Genomic DNA, 14643 nt, shown 5'->3' with positions numbered 1-14643 from the left:
GGGCGTGAACGTCAGCCGGCCGGGTATGCGTCGGTCTCACCCGTGAGCCGACAGGGGAGGTGCGCCGTGGCGACGATGGTCAAGGAGCAGGCCAGCCCGGTGAAGGACAAGAACTACGACCTGATCCGGGCGTTGCAGATGTCGCTGGAGAACGTGTACCGGATGGACACGTACATCGCCGACGCCGAGCAGCGCGGCGACAGTGAACTCGCCAACTGGTTCCGCATGATCCAGGACAACAGTCGCAAGGCGGGCGAGCAGGGTAAACAGCTGCTGATGTCCCGGATGCAGCAGGAGAAGCGCTGACCGCGACGCATGTCGCCAAGCGGAGGCGGATGCCGGTCGTCGACCGGCATCCGCCGCGCTGAACACCGGCAGCACACCGTCCCACGTCCACACCTCCCCCCGATGCCGCGCGACCGGTCCGGTTCGGGACAGCGCCGCATGACGTCGATAGGGAACAATGTTCGTCCGGGGCGGCCGGACCGCCCGGGACGAAGGGGTGGGTCGGCGATGACGGTCGTCCGGGGTCTGCGGGAAGCGCTGATGCTGTTCCTGATCGCCACTGTTCTGGTCGCGGCCGCCGCGGCGGTCTGGGTGGCCGTCGACGGGGGCGACTACATCAGCCGACTGGGGATCGCGCTGATGGTGGTGGGCGCCCTGTTCGGAGTGACCGGCGACCTGACGCTGAGCCGGATCGGCATGCTCGGGCCGCGTGCCACCTTCGGGCTCGCGCCGGAGCGCGAGGAGGCCGGTGGCGGGCGGGTGCTCACCGGGGTCGGCATATTCCTGTTCGTCGGGTTGCCGCTGATGCTGATCGGCATTCTTCTGATCACCTGACCGACGGCGAGCAGCCCGCCGTCGTCGTACCCTCGTGGGCGTGGCCACGGCGGCGGAGGAGATCCAGGTGGGAGAGCGGCTGGTCCGCGTCTCCAGCCCCGACAAGCCGTACTTCCCCGAGCGTGGGCTGACCAAGCTGGACGTGGTCCGCTACTTCCTCGCGGTGGGCGACGGCATCCTGCGCGCGCTGCGGGACCGGCCGACCATGCTGGAACGCTGGCCGCGTGGCGTCTTCGAGGGCGCGACCATCGCCACCCGGCAGACCAACCGGGGTGACGCGTTCTACCAGAAGCGGCTGCCGGCGGGCGCGCCCGAGTGGGTGCGGACCGCGCACATCACCTTCCCGAGCGGCCGCACCGCCGACGAGGTCGCGCCGAGCGAGCTTGCCGTGGTGATCTGGGCGGCCAACCTCGGCACCCTGCGTTTTCATCCGTGGCCGGTCACCGCCGCCGACGTGGAGCGCCCCGACCAGCTGCGCATCGACCTCGACCCGATGCCCGGCGTCGACTTCGCGCAGGTGGTGCCGGTGGCCCACGAGGTGCGGGCGTTCCTCGCCGAGCTGGGCATGACCGGCTACCCGAAGACCACCGGAGGCCGGGGCCTGCACGTCTACCTGTCGATCGAGCCGCGGTGGAGCTTCGGCGAGTGCCGGCGGGCGGTGCTCGCGCTGGGCCGGGAGATGCAGCGCCGGCTGCCAGACCTGGTCACCACCACCTGGTGGCGCGAGCAGCGGGACAAGCCGGTCTTCGTCGACTACAACCAGATGGCCCGGGACCACACCGTGACGTCCGCGTACTCGATCCGGCCGACGCCGCAGGCGCTGGTGTCGGCGCCGCTGGACTGGTCGGAGCTGGACCGGGTGCGGCCCGAGGACTTCGACGTGCTCAGCATGCCGGCCCGGTTCGCCGAGCGGGGTGACCCGCACGCCGGCCTGGACGGCGACCGGCACTCGCTGGAGCCGTTGCTGGAGCTGGCCGACCGGGAGGGGCTGGAGGCCCCGCCGGAGCGCTAAGCCGCCCGACGGTCACGCCCAGGGGCTGGCCACCCCGTCGAACTCCTCGAAGACCAGCCAGGTGCGGGTGGACAGCACCCCCGGGATGCTCTGCACCCGGCCCAGCACCACGTCCCGCAGGGCGGCGTTGTCCGGTGCGCGGACCAGCGCGAGCACGTCGTGGTCGCCGCCGAGCAGCGCCGCGTGCTCGATGTAGCGCACCCGGGCCAGCTCCGCGGAGACCTCCCGCCAGGTGTTCTGCTCGATCGTCAGCGCGATGTACGCCGAGGTGCCCAGCCCGGCCGCCTCGGGCGCCACCTGGGCCCGGAAACCGGTGATCACTCCGTCGCGCAGCAGCCGCTCCACCCGGGCGTACGCGTTGGTGCGGGAGATGTGGATCCGCTCGGCGAGGGTGCGTACCGAGGTCCGACCGTCGCGGACCAGCTCGTCGAGGATCCGCCGGTCCACCTCGTCCAGACCTCGGGCCGAACGTCCCGATCCGGCCGCCCGGCCGACCCCGTCCGTGGCCTCCTGGCTCACTGGTGCGCCCTCCGCATGCCAACCGTCCCGCCTTCTGCCTGGATCTTGAGTCAATCATCCGACAGGCGGAAGCATAGGCCCACCACACGTCCCAGGAGGTCCCGCCGTGACGACCACACCCCAGGCGGTCCGCAGGGCATCCCCGCGTACCCGCCGGGCGGCCACCCCGCCCGATCCGGCACGCCCGCTGCTGCCCGCCGCCGAGCCGGTCCGCCTGCTCGACGAGAGCGGCACGCCGTTGCCCGCCCGCACCGACTACCCGGAGCCGCCCGTCGAGGCGCTGCGGGAGCTGTACCGCCGGATGGTGCTCGGCCGCCGGTTCGACACCCAGGCGACCGCGCTGACCAAGCAGGGTCGGCTCGCCGTCTACCCGTCCTCACGGGGGCAGGAGGCGTGCCAGGTCGGCGCGGTGCTCGCGGTCCGGGACACCGACTGGGTGTTCCCCACCTACCGTGAGTCGATGGCTCTGGTTGCCCGGGGCATCGACCCGGTCGAGGTGCTCACCCTGCTGCGCGGCGACTGGCACTGCGGCTACGACCCGACCGAGGTACGCACCGCGCCGCAGTGCACCCCGCTCGCCACCCAGTGCGTGCACGCCGCCGGGCTCGCGCACGGCGAGGCGTACCAGGGTCGTGACACGGTGGCGCTGGCCTTCATCGGCGACGGCGCGACCAGCGAGGGCGACTTCCACGAGGGGATCAACTTCGCCGCCGTGTTCAAGGCGCCGGTGGTCTACTTCGTGCAGAACAACCGGTACGCGATCAGCGTCCCGCTGTCCCGGCAGACCGCCGCGCCGTCGCTGGCGTACAAGGGCGTCGGCTACGGGGTGCCCAGCGAGCAGGTCGACGGCAACGACCCGGTCGCGGTGCTCGCCGTGCTGACCCGAGCGGTCGCCCACGCGCGGGCCGGCAACGGGCCGTTCCTGGTGGAGGCGCACACCTACCGGATGGAGCCGCACACCAACGCCGACGACGCCACCCGCTACCGCGACGGCGCCGAGGTCGACGCCTGGCGCGACCGCGACCCGCTCGCCCGCCTGGAGACCTACCTGCGCGCCCGCGGCGTGCTCGACGACGCGGCGGTCGCCGACATCGCCGAGCAGGCCGAGACGTACGCGGCGGACCTGCGGACCCGGATGAACGAGCAGCCCAGCGTCGACCCGCTGAGCCTCTTCGACCACGTGTACGCCGAGCCCACCCCGCAGCTGGTCGAGCAGCGCGAGCAGGTCCGCGCCGAGCTGGCCGCCGCCCACGACGAGGAGGGTGACGCCTGATGGCCACCACCATGGCGAAGGCCCTCAACACCGCGCTCGCCGACGCCCTCGCCGCCGACGAGCGGGTCGTCGTCTTCGGCGAGGACGTCGGCCAACTCGGCGGCGTCTTCCGGATCACCGACGGCCTGCAGGCCCGGTTCGGCGACACCCGCTGCTTCGACACCCCCCTGGCCGAGGCCGGCATCGTCGGCTTCGCCGTCGGCCTGGCGATGTCCGGGCTGCGGCCGGTGGTCGAGATGCAGTTCGACGCGTTCGCGTACCCGGCGTTCGAGCAGATCGCCTCGCACGTGGCGAAGCTGCGCAACCGCACCAGGGGCGCGCTGAGTGTGCCCATCGTCATCCGGGTGCCGTACGCCGGCGGGATCGGCGGGGTGGAGCACCACTGCGACTCGTCCGAGGCCTACTACGCGCACACCCCCGGCTTGAAGGTGGTCACCCCGGCGACGGTGGCCGACGCGTACTCGCTGCTGCGCGAGGCGATCGAGGACCCGGACCCGGTGGTCTTCATGGAGCCCAAGAAGCTCTACTTCGCCAGCGCCGACGCGGAACTGCCGGCGCGTACCGAGCCGTTCGGCCGGGCCGTCGTGCGTCGGCCCGGTCGCGACGCCACCCTGGTGGCGTACGGGCCGGCGGTGCCGGTCGCGCTGGAGGCCGCCGAGGCCGCCCGCGAGGAGGGCTGGGACCTGGAGGTGGTGGACGTACGCACCATCGTGCCGTTCGACGACGCCACCATCACCGCCTCGGTCCGGCGCACCGGCCGGTGCGTGGTGATCCAGGAGGCGCCCGGCTTCGCGGGCGTCGGCGCGGAGATCGCCGCCCGGGTGCAGGAGCGCTGCTTCCACGCGCTGCACGCCCCGGTGCTGCGCGTCGCCGGGCTGGACATCCCGTACCCGGCGCCGATGCTGGAGCACACCCACCTGCCCGGCGTGGACCGGGTCCTCGACGCGGTGGCCCGGTTGCAGTGGGACGACCAGCCGGACGCGCGTTGGGCGGCGGCATGACCACCGTCGAGCGGACGCAGGTCTTCCTCCTACCCGACCTGGGCGAAGGGCTGAGCGAGGCCGAGATCGTCGAGTGGCGGGTCGCCGTGGGCGACATCGTCACGGTCGACCAGAGCGTGGTCGAGGTGGAGACCGCCAAGGCGGTCGTCGACGTGCCCTGCCCGTACGCCGGCCGGGTCGTCACCCTGCACGGCGCGGCGGGTGAGGTACGCCCGGTCGGCCAACCCCTGATCACGATCGCGCCGCTGGACGGCGGCGACGAGCCGGCCGGGCACGCCACCTACCGCGAGGAGGAGCGGGCCGGCTCCGGCAACGTGCTGATCGGGTACGGCACGGGCCACGGCGGCGCCACCCGGCGTCGGCGTCGCCCCCGGCTGGCGCTCGCCCCCGAACCGGTCGACGCCGGCCGCACCGATGCTGGCCCGGGCGCGGACGACCCGCCCACCGCTTCGGCGCGCTCGTCGAGCGCCCTGGTCATCTCGCCGATCGTCCGGCGGCTGGCCCGTGAACACGGCGTCGACCTGGCCACGCTGCGCGGCAGCGGGCCCGGCGGGGTGATCCGTCGCGCCGACGTGGAGGCGGCGCTGACCGTGCCCGCCGCCCGGCTCGCCGCCGTGCCGGACCCGCACGTGGCGCTCGCCCCGGCCGGCGACGACGACGTCATCGTCCCGCTCACCGGCGTGCGCAAGGTGATCGCCGACAAGCTGTCCCGCAGCCGTCGGGAGATCCCCGAGGTCACCATCTGGGTGGACGTGGACGCCACCGGGCTGCTGGAGACCCGGGCGGCGATCAACGCGGCGACGCCCGACGCCCCGGTGAGCATCCTGGCCCTGCTGGCCCGGATCTGCCTCAGCGGTCTGCGCCGGTTCCCCCAGCTCAACTCCCGCGTCGACACCGACGCGCAGCGGATCGTCCAGTCCGCCGGGGTGCACCTGGGCATCGCCGCGCAGACCGACCGGGGCCTGCTGGTGCCGGTGCTGCGTGACGCCCAGCGGCTCACCACCGCCGAGCTGGCCGCCGAGCTGGCGGCGACCACCGCCGCGGCGCGGGCGGGCAGTCTGCCGCCGGCCCGGCTGACCGGCGGCACGTTCACGCTGAACAACTACGGCGTGTTCGGCGTCGACGGTTCCACGCCGATCATCAACCACCCGGAGGCGGCACTGCTCGGGGTCGGGCGGATCGTGGACAAGCCGTGGGTCGTCGACGGGCAGCTCGCGGTCCGCAAGGTGACCCAGCTCAGCCTCACCTTCGACCACCGGGTGTGCGACGGCGGGGTCGCCGGCGGCTTCCTGCGGCACGTCGCCGACTGCGTGGAACGCCCGGCGCTACTGATCGCCGCCGTCTGACCGACCCGGCGTACCCCGGCCCCGACGCTGCCCACGCGGCGTCGGGGCCGGCCCGCATCCACGGGTTTCCCGCACACGTCACCGGGAAGTCGGCGCGCACCACCCGCGTCGAAGGGAGCCGGCCCGTGGCGTACGAGGCGATACTCAACTCGGTCCGGGTACGGCGGCCCGCCGCAGCCGGCGCGCCGCTCTACTGCGACGCCCTGGAGTACGGGTTGACCGGTGACGGCGCGACCAACGACCAGCCGGCGCTGGCCGCCCTCGTGGACCGGCTCGGCGCCGGGTACGCCTCGGACGGGCGGGCCCGGGTCATCTACTGCCCACCGGGCGTCTACTCGATCCGCGACGCCGGCACCGTGTGGCGCAGTGGGGTGTCGCTGGTCGGGGCCGGCCCGGCGGCGACCCGGTTCATGCTCAGCAATGAGGGCAACCGGGCCGACCCCACTCCGTTGGCCTTCTGGACGACCCTCCAGCACGGCGCCGACCGGGACCGGCACATCGCCGACTGCACCTTCGCCGACTTCCAGATCGACGGCTCGGGCGTGGCGATGGCCGAGTACAACTACCTGGCCAAGGGCCTCGGCCTGCAGTACATGGTGCGGGGCGTGTTCCGGAACCTCTACATCCACCACACCGCGGCCAGCGGACTGGGCTGCGACTTCCTCCAGGACTCGCTGATCGACGGCGTGGTGGTGGTCGGCTGCGGTCGACTGGACAACGGCGAGCAGATGGGTGGGGCCGGCATCGGTGTCGGCGTCGGCGGGTGGGGCCCGGTGGAGCGGCTGACCATCGCCAACTGCACCGCCCTGGCCAACGGCACCAACGGGATCTTCCTGGAGTTGCAGAAGGACTACTGGGAGCCGCCCCGCGGCTACCGCATCATCGGCTGCCACAGCCAGGGCAACCGGTTCGGCATCTCCGACTGGGGCACCGACGGCCTGATCGTCTCCGCCTGCACGATGTCCGGCAACCTGGAGGCCGGCTTCGACGTGTCGGCGCAGGGCACCTCGTCCGTGGCCGGGCGGGGTGGACTCGTCACCGACTGCGTCATCGACGGCAACCTGCGCGACGGGGTCAGCATCGGCAACAGCCCCGGCCCGTACATCGTCCGGGGCAACCGGATCAGCGGCAACGGCCGGCACGGCTACCACGCGCACGACCTCGGGCGCGGCTACCAGGGCCCGATCCGGGACGTGGTCATCGAGAGCAACGAGTTCTGGGGCAACGGGCTGGACGCCGTCCGCATCGACCACCAGATGACCGACACGGTGCTGCTCAACAACCGGATCCGCAACAACGGTCGGCAGTACGCCAGAGCCGCCGGCGGTACGGGCGACGCCGTCCGCTACAGCGAGCGAAGCCTGGTGGATCGGACGGCCGACTGGCCGCACGACGGGCACCGGGGCAAGGTCCTGCGGGTCGGCCGTTCCGTGGCCACGGTGGCCTCCAACAGCGGCAACGAACTCAGCCTGGCCCCGGTCCGTCCGGACGCGTTCACCGCGTGGAGCGGGGACGTGCCGCCGCCGGGCTGCGCCTACGAGCTGGCCCCCGCACCCGGGCGGCGGGCCGGCATCACCATCGACGCGCCGTTCGACTCGGCCACCATCCGCGGCAACCGGATCTGGGACAACCACGAAACCGGGACCCAGACCCACGGGCTGTGGATCACCGAGCGGGGCAGCTGCGTGGACTGCCGGGTCGAGGACAACGACCTCGCCGGCAACGCCGAGGACGGGATGCGGCTGGACACCCCGCCGGTGGGCGGGCGCTGGCGCGACAACCACGTCGACAGCGACTGGGGCTGACCGACGGGCGGCGGCGGCCGGAATGCTCCGACCGCCGCCGCTGTCACCGTGGAACTGGTCAGCCGGCCAGGCCGGCCACCGGGGTCGGGTCCAGCACCACCGTCGCCGAGGCGGACTGCGGCGGCACACCCGGCTCGGTCGGCGCGTCGGTGTACTCCGCGACGAAGACCGCCGTCAGGTTGTCCGCTCCGCTGTGCCCACCGTCGATGAAGGTCGGGATGGTCCCGCTGCAACCCGTCGACGTGGAGAGCGGGTGCCCGTGCTCGTCGTGCCCGAGCACGTAGGTGACCTTCACCCGGGAGCAGTCCACCGGCAGGTCGTCGGTGACCTTCACCTCGTACGCGACCGTCTGCCCGAACTGGAAGGGCTGCCCGGCCACCGGGGCGACGAACTCGATGAGCGGCGCGGTCGGCCCGACCACCAGCGGCAGGGTCGCCGAGGCGGACCGTCCGGTACGGTCGGTCACCTTCACCGTCGGCGTGTACGACCCGTTCTCCTGGAACGTCCACGTCGGGTTCGGGTCGGTGCTGTCCACCGAACCGTCCGCGTTGAAGTCCCACGCGTAGCTCAGCTTGTCACCATCCGGGTCGGTGGTGCCGGCGCTGGAGAACGCGACGGTCAGCGGGGCCTGCCCGACGGTCGGGGTGGCGCTGATCTTCGGGATCGGCGTCCGGTTGCCCCGCACGAAGTCGATCCGGGACAGCTGCGCGTCCGGGTTCTCGGCGAAGTAGCCGTCGCCGTACTCCAGGACGTAGAGCGCGCCGTCCGGGCCGAACTCCATGTCCATCGGGTTGTCCACCACCAGGGACGGCACCACCGGACGGATGTCCTCGACGTCGCCGTCCTCATCGAGGCGGAACTCCTTGATGTAGTCCCGGGTCCACTCGTAGAACAGCGGAACCCCGTCGTAGTACGCCGGCCAGCGGGTCCGCGAGGTGCTGTTCCCGTCGTAGTCGTACGCCGGGCCGCCCATCGGCCCGATGCCGCCGGTGCCCAACTGCGGGAACTCACCGGACGCCGCGGACGGGTACCAGACCTCCGGCTGCTCGACCGGCGGCAGCTGCCGCTTGCCCGTGTTGTGCGGCGAGTCGTTGACCGGGCGCTTGCAGTTGAACTTGGCGCCGGACTCGCCGGTGGCGAAGTCGTAGTCGCGGTAGGCGATCGTCGGCGTCACGCAGTACGGCCAGCCGTAGTTCGCCGGCTTGTCGATGCGCATCCAGCGGCCGTGCCCGGCCGGCCCGCGCTCCGGGTTCGGGTTGGAGGCGTCCGGGGAGTAGTCGCCCAGGTACACGTCGTCGGTACGCCGGTCGACGGCGAACCGGAACGCGTTGCGCAGCCCCATCGCGTAGATCTCGGGGCGGGTCTGCGCCGTGCCGGGCTTGAACAGGTTGCCGGCCGGCACCGTGTAACCACCACCGGGCTTCACCTTGATACGCAGCAGCTTGCCGCGCAGGTCGTTGGTGTTGGCCGAGGTGCGCTGGGCGTCGTACGCCGGGTTCCGGTCGGCCCGCTCGTCGATCGGGATGTAGCCGTCGGAGGCGAACGGGTTGGTGTCGTCACCGGTCGACAGGTACAGGTTGCCCTTGCTGTCGAAGTCGATCTGCCCGCCGACGTGGCAGCAGATGCCCCGGTCGGTGGCCACGTCGATGATCTGCTGCTCGCTGGCGAGGTTCAGCCTCTGCCCGTCGAGCTTGAACCGGGACAGCCGCAGCGCGCCCTTGAACCGCTGCCAGTCGGCCTCGGTGCCGGTCTCCGGCGCGTCCCCCTCGTTGACCCCGGGGGTGGCCGGGTCGTCCACCGGGGTGTTCATCGGCGGCGAGTAGTAGAGGTAGACCCACTTGTTCTGGGCGAAGTTGGGGTCGATGGCGACCCCCTGCAGGCCCTCCTCGTCGTGCTCGTACACCGGGATGTCGGCGGCGAGGGTGTTCAGCCCGGTGCGCGGGTCGTGGATGCGCACCTCGCCCGTGCGGGAGGTGTGCAGCACCCGCAGGTCGGGCAGGACGGCGAGGCTCATCGGCTCGCCGGGGAAGTCGTTCAGTGTCACTTTCTGGAAGCTGCTGTCCGGTGGCGCGGCCGGCGCGGCGGCCGCGGCCGCCGGTGGCACGGCCAGGCCGGCCGTCACCAGCAGCAGCGCGGACACGAATGCGGTCCTGTTCATCAGGTCGTCCCCCGAGGTGGTTTCAGTACCGGAGTGAGGCGAGATAGTCGAAGCCGACGCGGGCGGTGTCCAGGGCGTCGGCGGGGGCGCGCGGCGGGGTGCCTGCGTCGTCGCGCTCCACGATGTACTCCTCGATGCCCGCCTCCCGTTCGTGGGCGAAGATCCGACCGAAGTCGATGACGCCGTCGCCGAGGTCGGCGAAGCCACCCTCGACGTCGAGGTCCTTGACGTGCACCTGGCGGATCCGGCCGCGGTTGGCCCGGATCACGTCGACGGGGTCGTGGGCGCCCCGCCAGGTCCAGTAGAGGTCGAGTTCGAAGTGGACCAGTCGTGGGTCGGTCTGCCGGGTGAGGATGTCGAAGCCGGTCGACCCGTCGGTCAGTGGCACGAACTCCAGTTGGTGGTTGTGGTAGCCGAAGTCCAGCCCGGCGCGCTCGGCGAGCCGGCCGGCCTGGTTCAGGTCCCGGGCCAGGGCGCGGTAGACGGCAGGGTCCCGGATGGGACGGCCCTCGGCGTCCCGACCGAAGTACGGGTGGACGATCTTCTTGCAGCCCACCACGTTCGCGTCGGCGAGAGCGCGTTCCCAGGTGGCGGCGTCGAACGGCTGCGGGATGCCGGTGTGCCCGGAGGTGGACCGCAAGCCTGCCGCGTCCAGCGCGGCCCGGAACTGCGCCGCGGTGCGCCCGACGAAGCCGGCGTGCTCCACCCGCCGGTAGCCGATCCTCCGCAGTGCGTCCAGGGTGCCGGGCAGGTCGGCGGCGAGCTGGTCGCGCACCGTGTAGAGCTGGATGCTGATCCGGTCCACCGGCACCCGGCGTCGGCCGTAGGACTGTCCGGCCGGCGTGGCGGCGGCCGGGCCGGCGAGCAGGCCGGCGGTGCCGAGGGCGGCGGCGGAGACGGTCGCGGCGCGGAGCACGCGGCGCCGGCTGACCGGCTCGGACGCCGGTGCCGTCTCCGGTCCGTTGGTCTGTTGATCCATGGTGGTGGTCCCTTCCTGACGGCTGGCAGGCCGTCGGCGGCGGTCGACCGGCTGCCGCCGCCGGGCGCGCCGAACCGGCCGGATTCGGGATCCGGCGGGACGATGGCGGACGGCGCGCGGGTGCGGCCCGGATCTGTCGGGAGCGGAACACGGCGACCCGGCGGGGATGGCGGCAAGGTGATCGACGAATGGGCAACCTTCTATCTGAATCGCGACCTTACCCTTGCCTCCGGACGAAGGCAAAGCTTCGTCGCGATCAGCAGAAGTTTCGCTCCTGCCGACAAAAGTCCGCCCTCGTGCTGCGCCCCGCGCCCTGACCTCCCGCTTTCCCGCGCCCTACGTCCCTCGGCGCGGTCGACACCGCACGGCCGGATCGTGGGATTCCTGCCGACCGTGGCGGGGTGAAAGCCGCCAACGGTGGCAGAACGTGCAAGATCGCCGTGCTCGGGGTCGGACGGGACGTTGCGGGTCGGGTGGGGCGCGGCCGGTCGGAGTGGGTCGGTGCCGCCCAGCCTGGGCCGGTAACGCCTTTGTCTCGCCAATGGGTGCACCGCCGGAAAATGCGCCGATAAATGCGCCACCGATTATTTCCGAATGGGATGGGCACGCCGATCGGGGCGGCGAGAATGTGGCAGAGGGAAGCCGAAAACGGGGGGACTGAACATGACGTTGAGGCGGCGATTGACGCTGTTGGCGGTAACCATCGCAGCCGCACCGCTGGTTGTGGGAGGGTGCACCGCCGACCGGGACACGGCGGGCAAGAAGCACGCCGCTCCGCCGGAGATCATGGTGACACCGGGGGACAAGGCCCGAGAGGTGCCGGTCAGCGCCGAGGTGGGCACCGTGGTCAAGGGCGGGCGGGTCACCGGCGTGCGGCTCACGGACGACAAGGGCAAGCAGATCGCGGCGGAGGCTCGTGAGGACGGCTCGGGCTGGGTGCCGAGCACGCCGTTGCAGCCGAAGCGGACCTACACCGCCGAGGTGACCGCGACCGGCGACTCGGGCGCCACGGCGACCCGCACCACGACGTTCACCACGATGGCCAAATCGACCAAACCGCAGATCACCAGCACGCTCTATTTCGTCGGCAACCGGACGTACGGCACGGCCATGCCGGTAACCGTGGCGTTCGACCCGGGAATTCCGAAAGAGGCCAGGGCGGACGTCCAGCGTCGGTTGTTCGTAAAGACGAATCCGCCGCAGCCGGGTGCCTGGTCGTGGCTGGAGGACGGCACTCAGGTCTATTACCGGGCACCCGATTTCTGGCGTCCGGGGACGACGATCAGCGTCCGAGCCGGCCTGGAGGGACTGCCGATCGGCAAGGACCGGGTAGGTGACGCCGAGCGGACCGCCACCTCCAAGATCGGAAAGCAGGTCGCGTTGGAGATCGACAACGCCACCAAGCAGATGACCGTGCTGCGCGACGGCAAGCAGGTACGCCGGATCCCGGTCAGCCTGGGCAAGCCGAGTACGCCCACGTCGAGCGGCAAGATGGTGATCATGGAGAAGCACGAGCGGACCACGTTCGACACCCGTGGTGAGCCGGACGGCGGGTACGTGGTCGACGTCGACGACGCCCAGCGACTCACCTGGGGTGGCGAGTTCATCCACTCCGCCCCCTGGTCGGAGGGCGACCAGGGCAGCACCAACGTCTCGCACGGGTGCACGAACGTCGCCGCCACCGCTGCGGACTGGTTGATGGGGGTGACCCAGGTCGGTGACCTGGTCACCGTCAAGGGCACCGAGGTGCAACTGGGGGCCGGCAACGGCTGGACCGCGTGGAACGTGAGCTGGGACGAGTTCGTCAAGGGCAGCGCCCTGCCGGTGCCGCCCGGGCTGCGGCCCGCCCCGGTCGCCCCGGCGCACCCGGGCGCGGTGGCCGGCGGATCGCCCGCACCGGCGCCCTCGGTCAGCGGCCGCTGAGACACCGCCAACGGCCCTCGGGGACGGCCCGCCACCGCGGCGGGCCGGCCCCGCGTCCGGTCTCCGGACCCCGGGTGACCGGCGTCGCCCGCGATCCCCGGCCCGGCGCTCAGCCCAGTGGGACCCGGGCCACCCCGGGCCCGATCAGGCTGCCCAGCCAGAGCTGGTCGCCGTGCTGGCGTACCCCGGTGATCATCCAGTAGTGCCCAGCCGGGCCGTGCAGCGTCCGGCGGACCGTGCCCGCTCCGTCGACCAGCGCGACCAGCCCGTAGCGGCGCGGCTGCGGCTGCATCGCGTCGGGTAGCAACGCGGCGAGCTGGCGCAGTCGCGGGTGCGGGAGCAGCCGCTCGGCGACCGGCACCCGCGGGCTGGGCAGAGCGATCCAGTATGTGCCGTCGCCCACCGCGGAGAGATTGTCCGGATACGCGGGCAGGTCGGCGAGCACCCGCACCCCGCCGCTCAGCTCGACACGGAGCAGGCGGTGGGTGGTGGTCTCCACCAGCATCAGCGCCGACTCGTCAGGGGTCAGCGCGATCCCGTTGGGGAAGTACAGCCCGTCGGTGACCACCTCGGTGCGCCCGCTGCCCGGGTGGTGCGCGAGCACCCGGCCGTTGGGGCGGTGCTCCAGCAGGTCCCGTTTCCAGTGCGAGACCGGGAACCGGTCGGAGGAGTCGGTGAAGAAGATGGTGCCGTCGCGGGCCACCGTCGCGTTGTTGGCCAGGTGCACCGGAGGCGCCGTGCCGGTCAGCTCGCGCACCGCCCCGTCCGGTGTGACCCGCAGCAACCCCCGGTACGCGTCGCAGACGATCAGCCCCGCCCCGGACTGGTCCACCTCGATGCCGAGCGGCCGGCCGCCGGTCTCGGCCAGCAGGTGGGGCCGGGTGCCGGCGGGCGCGTCGGCGGGCCACCACCAGAGTCGGCCCTCCTCGTCGCCGCTGATCACCCGGCCGGTCGGGTCGACCAGCACGTCCTCGGGACCGACCGCGCCGTCGGGCAGTGGCAGCAGGTCGACCTGGTCGAGCCGGCGATCGGTGGGCGCCCACGCCCCGGTGAGCGGAGGAGGGACCGTGGCCTGCTCGCGGACGGGCCGGATGAGCCGGGGCGGTCGGGGCCGGGGGATCAGCATCTGTCCATTCTCCACCGCCGATGCCCGCGCGGCCGGATCACCGTCGCGGGGTGGCGCGCCGGCCGTCGAGCAGAGGACGTCGGCAGCTGCGGCCGGCGGATGCCCCGCTGATCCCCGTGCCGCGGCGCGGGACCCGGGGGGACCCTGGCCTCCACCGTAAGGGGGATCCGGGTGGCCTCGGGGTCTGACCCTGGACGTACCCGGAATCACCCCGCGGAGGGGCGAAACTGTCGCAGGTGGCGGCTAGATTTCTCGGCATGGGAGAGCGCAGCGACCGGTTCGACGTGCAGGTCAGCGTGGGTGATCAGGTGGTCCTGATGCGGGTGGCCGGCGAGGTCGACATCGCCACGGTGGCCGCGTTCCGCTCCGCGCTGTGGGCCGCGCCCGCTCGCCCGGTGCTCCAGCTGGATCTGTCCGAGCTGCGACTGCTCTCCGCCGCCGGGGTGCGCGCGCTGCTCGCCGCGCATCTACGGGTCCGGGCCCGTGGCGGCGAGCTCGTCCTGGTCGATCCGACGCCGGTGGTGGCCCGGGTGCTGCGTGTCACCGGCCTGCACCGGGTGTTGCCGATCCTGGAGCCGGCCCGAGCGGTCGAGGCCGCGCGCCGCCCGGCGGTCGCACCCGCGCAGCTGCTGCTGGCCGCCTGACCACGGCCCCGTCTCCG

13 protein-coding genes are annotated in these 14643 nt (G+C 72.5%); 9 read left to right on the top strand and 4 right to left on the bottom strand.

Going from position 1 to position 14643, the window contains the following annotated elements; translation table 11 throughout:
* The first annotated feature begins 75 nt into the window (after positions 1 to 75).
* From EAD98_RS09890 to EAD98_RS09880, 3 genes are all read left to right on the top strand, one after another.
* Complete coding sequence (locus EAD98_RS09890; protein ID WP_121653769.1) at positions 76 to 306, top strand: hypothetical protein; 231 nt, start codon at positions 76 to 78, stop codon at positions 304 to 306.
* Between the two features lie 207 nt (positions 307 to 513).
* A complete protein-coding gene (locus EAD98_RS09885) occupies positions 514 to 840 on the top strand; it encodes a hypothetical protein (RefSeq protein ID WP_121653745.1) in 327 nt (108 codons plus the stop codon).
* Positions 841 to 880: 40 nt separating this feature from the next.
* Positions 881 to 1852, top strand: coding sequence for a DNA polymerase domain-containing protein (locus tag EAD98_RS09880; RefSeq protein WP_121653768.1), 972 nt, complete (start codon positions 881 to 883; stop codon positions 1850 to 1852).
* Between the two features lie 12 nt (positions 1853 to 1864).
* Here EAD98_RS09880 and EAD98_RS09875 read toward each other — a convergent pair whose 3' ends face one another.
* Positions 1865 to 2371 (bottom strand): Lrp/AsnC family transcriptional regulator, encoded by a 507-nt coding sequence (locus EAD98_RS09875; RefSeq protein ID WP_233583775.1) that lies wholly within the window; start codon positions 2369 to 2371, stop codon positions 1865 to 1867.
* A 106-nt stretch (positions 2372 to 2477) separates the two neighbouring features.
* On the opposite strand from EAD98_RS09875, the gene pdhA reads away from it, so the two are divergent.
* The 4 genes from pdhA to EAD98_RS09855 all read left to right on the top strand — a co-directional run bounded on the left by pdhA (position 2478) and on the right by EAD98_RS09855 (position 7796).
* Positions 2478 to 3644, top strand: coding sequence for a pyruvate dehydrogenase (acetyl-transferring) E1 component subunit alpha (gene pdhA / locus EAD98_RS09870; RefSeq protein ID WP_121653744.1), 1167 nt, complete (start codon positions 2478 to 2480; stop codon positions 3642 to 3644).
* Positions 3641 to 4645 (top strand): alpha-ketoacid dehydrogenase subunit beta, encoded by a 1005-nt coding sequence (locus tag EAD98_RS09865; RefSeq protein ID WP_199723357.1) that lies wholly within the window; start codon positions 3641 to 3643, stop codon positions 4643 to 4645. The genes pdhA and EAD98_RS09865 overlap by 4 nt, the downstream gene beginning before the upstream one ends.
* Positions 4630 to 5991 carry a dihydrolipoamide acetyltransferase family protein gene (locus EAD98_RS09860; RefSeq protein ID WP_121653742.1) on the top strand — a complete coding sequence of 454 codons (1362 nt, stop codon included), beginning with the start codon at positions 4630 to 4632 and terminating at the stop codon, positions 5989 to 5991. Before EAD98_RS09865 ends, EAD98_RS09860 begins: the two co-directional genes overlap by 16 nt.
* A 125-nt stretch (positions 5992 to 6116) precedes the next feature.
* On the top strand, positions 6117 to 7796 hold the full coding sequence (locus EAD98_RS09855) for a right-handed parallel beta-helix repeat-containing protein (protein WP_121653741.1): 1680 nt from the start codon (positions 6117 to 6119) through the stop codon (positions 7794 to 7796).
* Between the two features lie 58 nt (positions 7797 to 7854).
* Here the strand turns inward: EAD98_RS09855 and EAD98_RS09850 are convergent, their stop codons facing one another.
* Both EAD98_RS09850 and EAD98_RS09845 read right to left on the bottom strand, forming a co-directional pair.
* Positions 7855 to 9954, bottom strand: a complete 2100-nt coding sequence (locus EAD98_RS09850; RefSeq protein WP_121653740.1) for a PQQ-dependent sugar dehydrogenase — start codon at positions 9952 to 9954, stop codon at positions 7855 to 7857.
* 22 nt (positions 9955 to 9976) lie between these two features.
* Positions 9977 to 10933, bottom strand: a complete 957-nt coding sequence (locus EAD98_RS09845) for a sugar phosphate isomerase/epimerase (protein WP_121653739.1) — start codon at positions 10931 to 10933, stop codon at positions 9977 to 9979.
* Between the two features lie 663 nt (positions 10934 to 11596).
* Here EAD98_RS09845 and EAD98_RS09840 point away from each other — a divergent pair.
* The gene (locus EAD98_RS09840) at positions 11597 to 12856 is read left to right on the top strand and encodes an Ig-like domain-containing protein (RefSeq protein WP_121653738.1); all 1260 of its coding nucleotides are present in this window, start codon (positions 11597 to 11599) and stop codon (positions 12854 to 12856) included.
* 109 nt (positions 12857 to 12965) lie between these two features.
* Here the strand turns inward: EAD98_RS09840 and EAD98_RS09835 are convergent, their stop codons facing one another.
* Entirely contained in the window at positions 12966 to 13982 is a 1017-nt protein-coding gene (locus tag EAD98_RS09835; RefSeq protein WP_121653737.1) for an SMP-30/gluconolactonase/LRE family protein, read from the bottom strand.
* Between the two features lie 257 nt (positions 13983 to 14239).
* On the opposite strand from EAD98_RS09835, the gene EAD98_RS09830 reads away from it, so the two are divergent.
* Complete coding sequence (locus EAD98_RS09830; protein WP_121653736.1) at positions 14240 to 14626, top strand: STAS domain-containing protein; 387 nt, start codon at positions 14240 to 14242, stop codon at positions 14624 to 14626.
* Positions 14627 to 14643 lie beyond the last annotated feature (17 nt).

It is taken from the genome of Micromonospora sp. CV4, from assembly GCF_003667455.1.
Classification (GTDB): domain Bacteria; phylum Actinomycetota; class Actinomycetes; order Mycobacteriales; family Micromonosporaceae; genus Micromonospora.
Note: the sequence above shows the minus strand (reverse complement) of the source record. Positions and strands in the feature narration are given on the sequence as shown.

Bases quoted from the DNA above. Each gene is read 5' to 3' on its own strand.
- EAD98_RS09890 (WP_121653769.1), top strand. From the start codon at position 76: ATGGTCAAGGAGCAGGCCAGCCCGGTGAAGGACAAGAACTACGACCTG.
- EAD98_RS09885 (WP_121653745.1), top strand. From the start codon at position 514: ATGACGGTCGTCCGGGGTCTGCGGGAAGCGCTGATGCTGTTCCTGATC.
- EAD98_RS09850 (WP_121653740.1), bottom strand. From the start codon at position 9,954: ATGAACAGGACCGCATTCGTGTCCGCGCTGCTGCTGGTGACGGCCGGC.
- EAD98_RS09845 (WP_121653739.1), bottom strand. From the start codon at position 10,933: ATGGATCAACAGACCAACGGACCGGAGACGGCACCGGCGTCCGAGCCG.
- EAD98_RS09840 (WP_121653738.1), top strand. From the start codon at position 11,597: ATGACGTTGAGGCGGCGATTGACGCTGTTGGCGGTAACCATCGCAGCC.
- EAD98_RS09835 (WP_121653737.1), bottom strand. From the start codon at position 13,982: ATGCTGATCCCCCGGCCCCGACCGCCCCGGCTCATCCGGCCCGTCCGC.
- EAD98_RS09830 (WP_121653736.1), top strand. From the start codon at position 14,240: ATGGGAGAGCGCAGCGACCGGTTCGACGTGCAGGTCAGCGTGGGTGAT.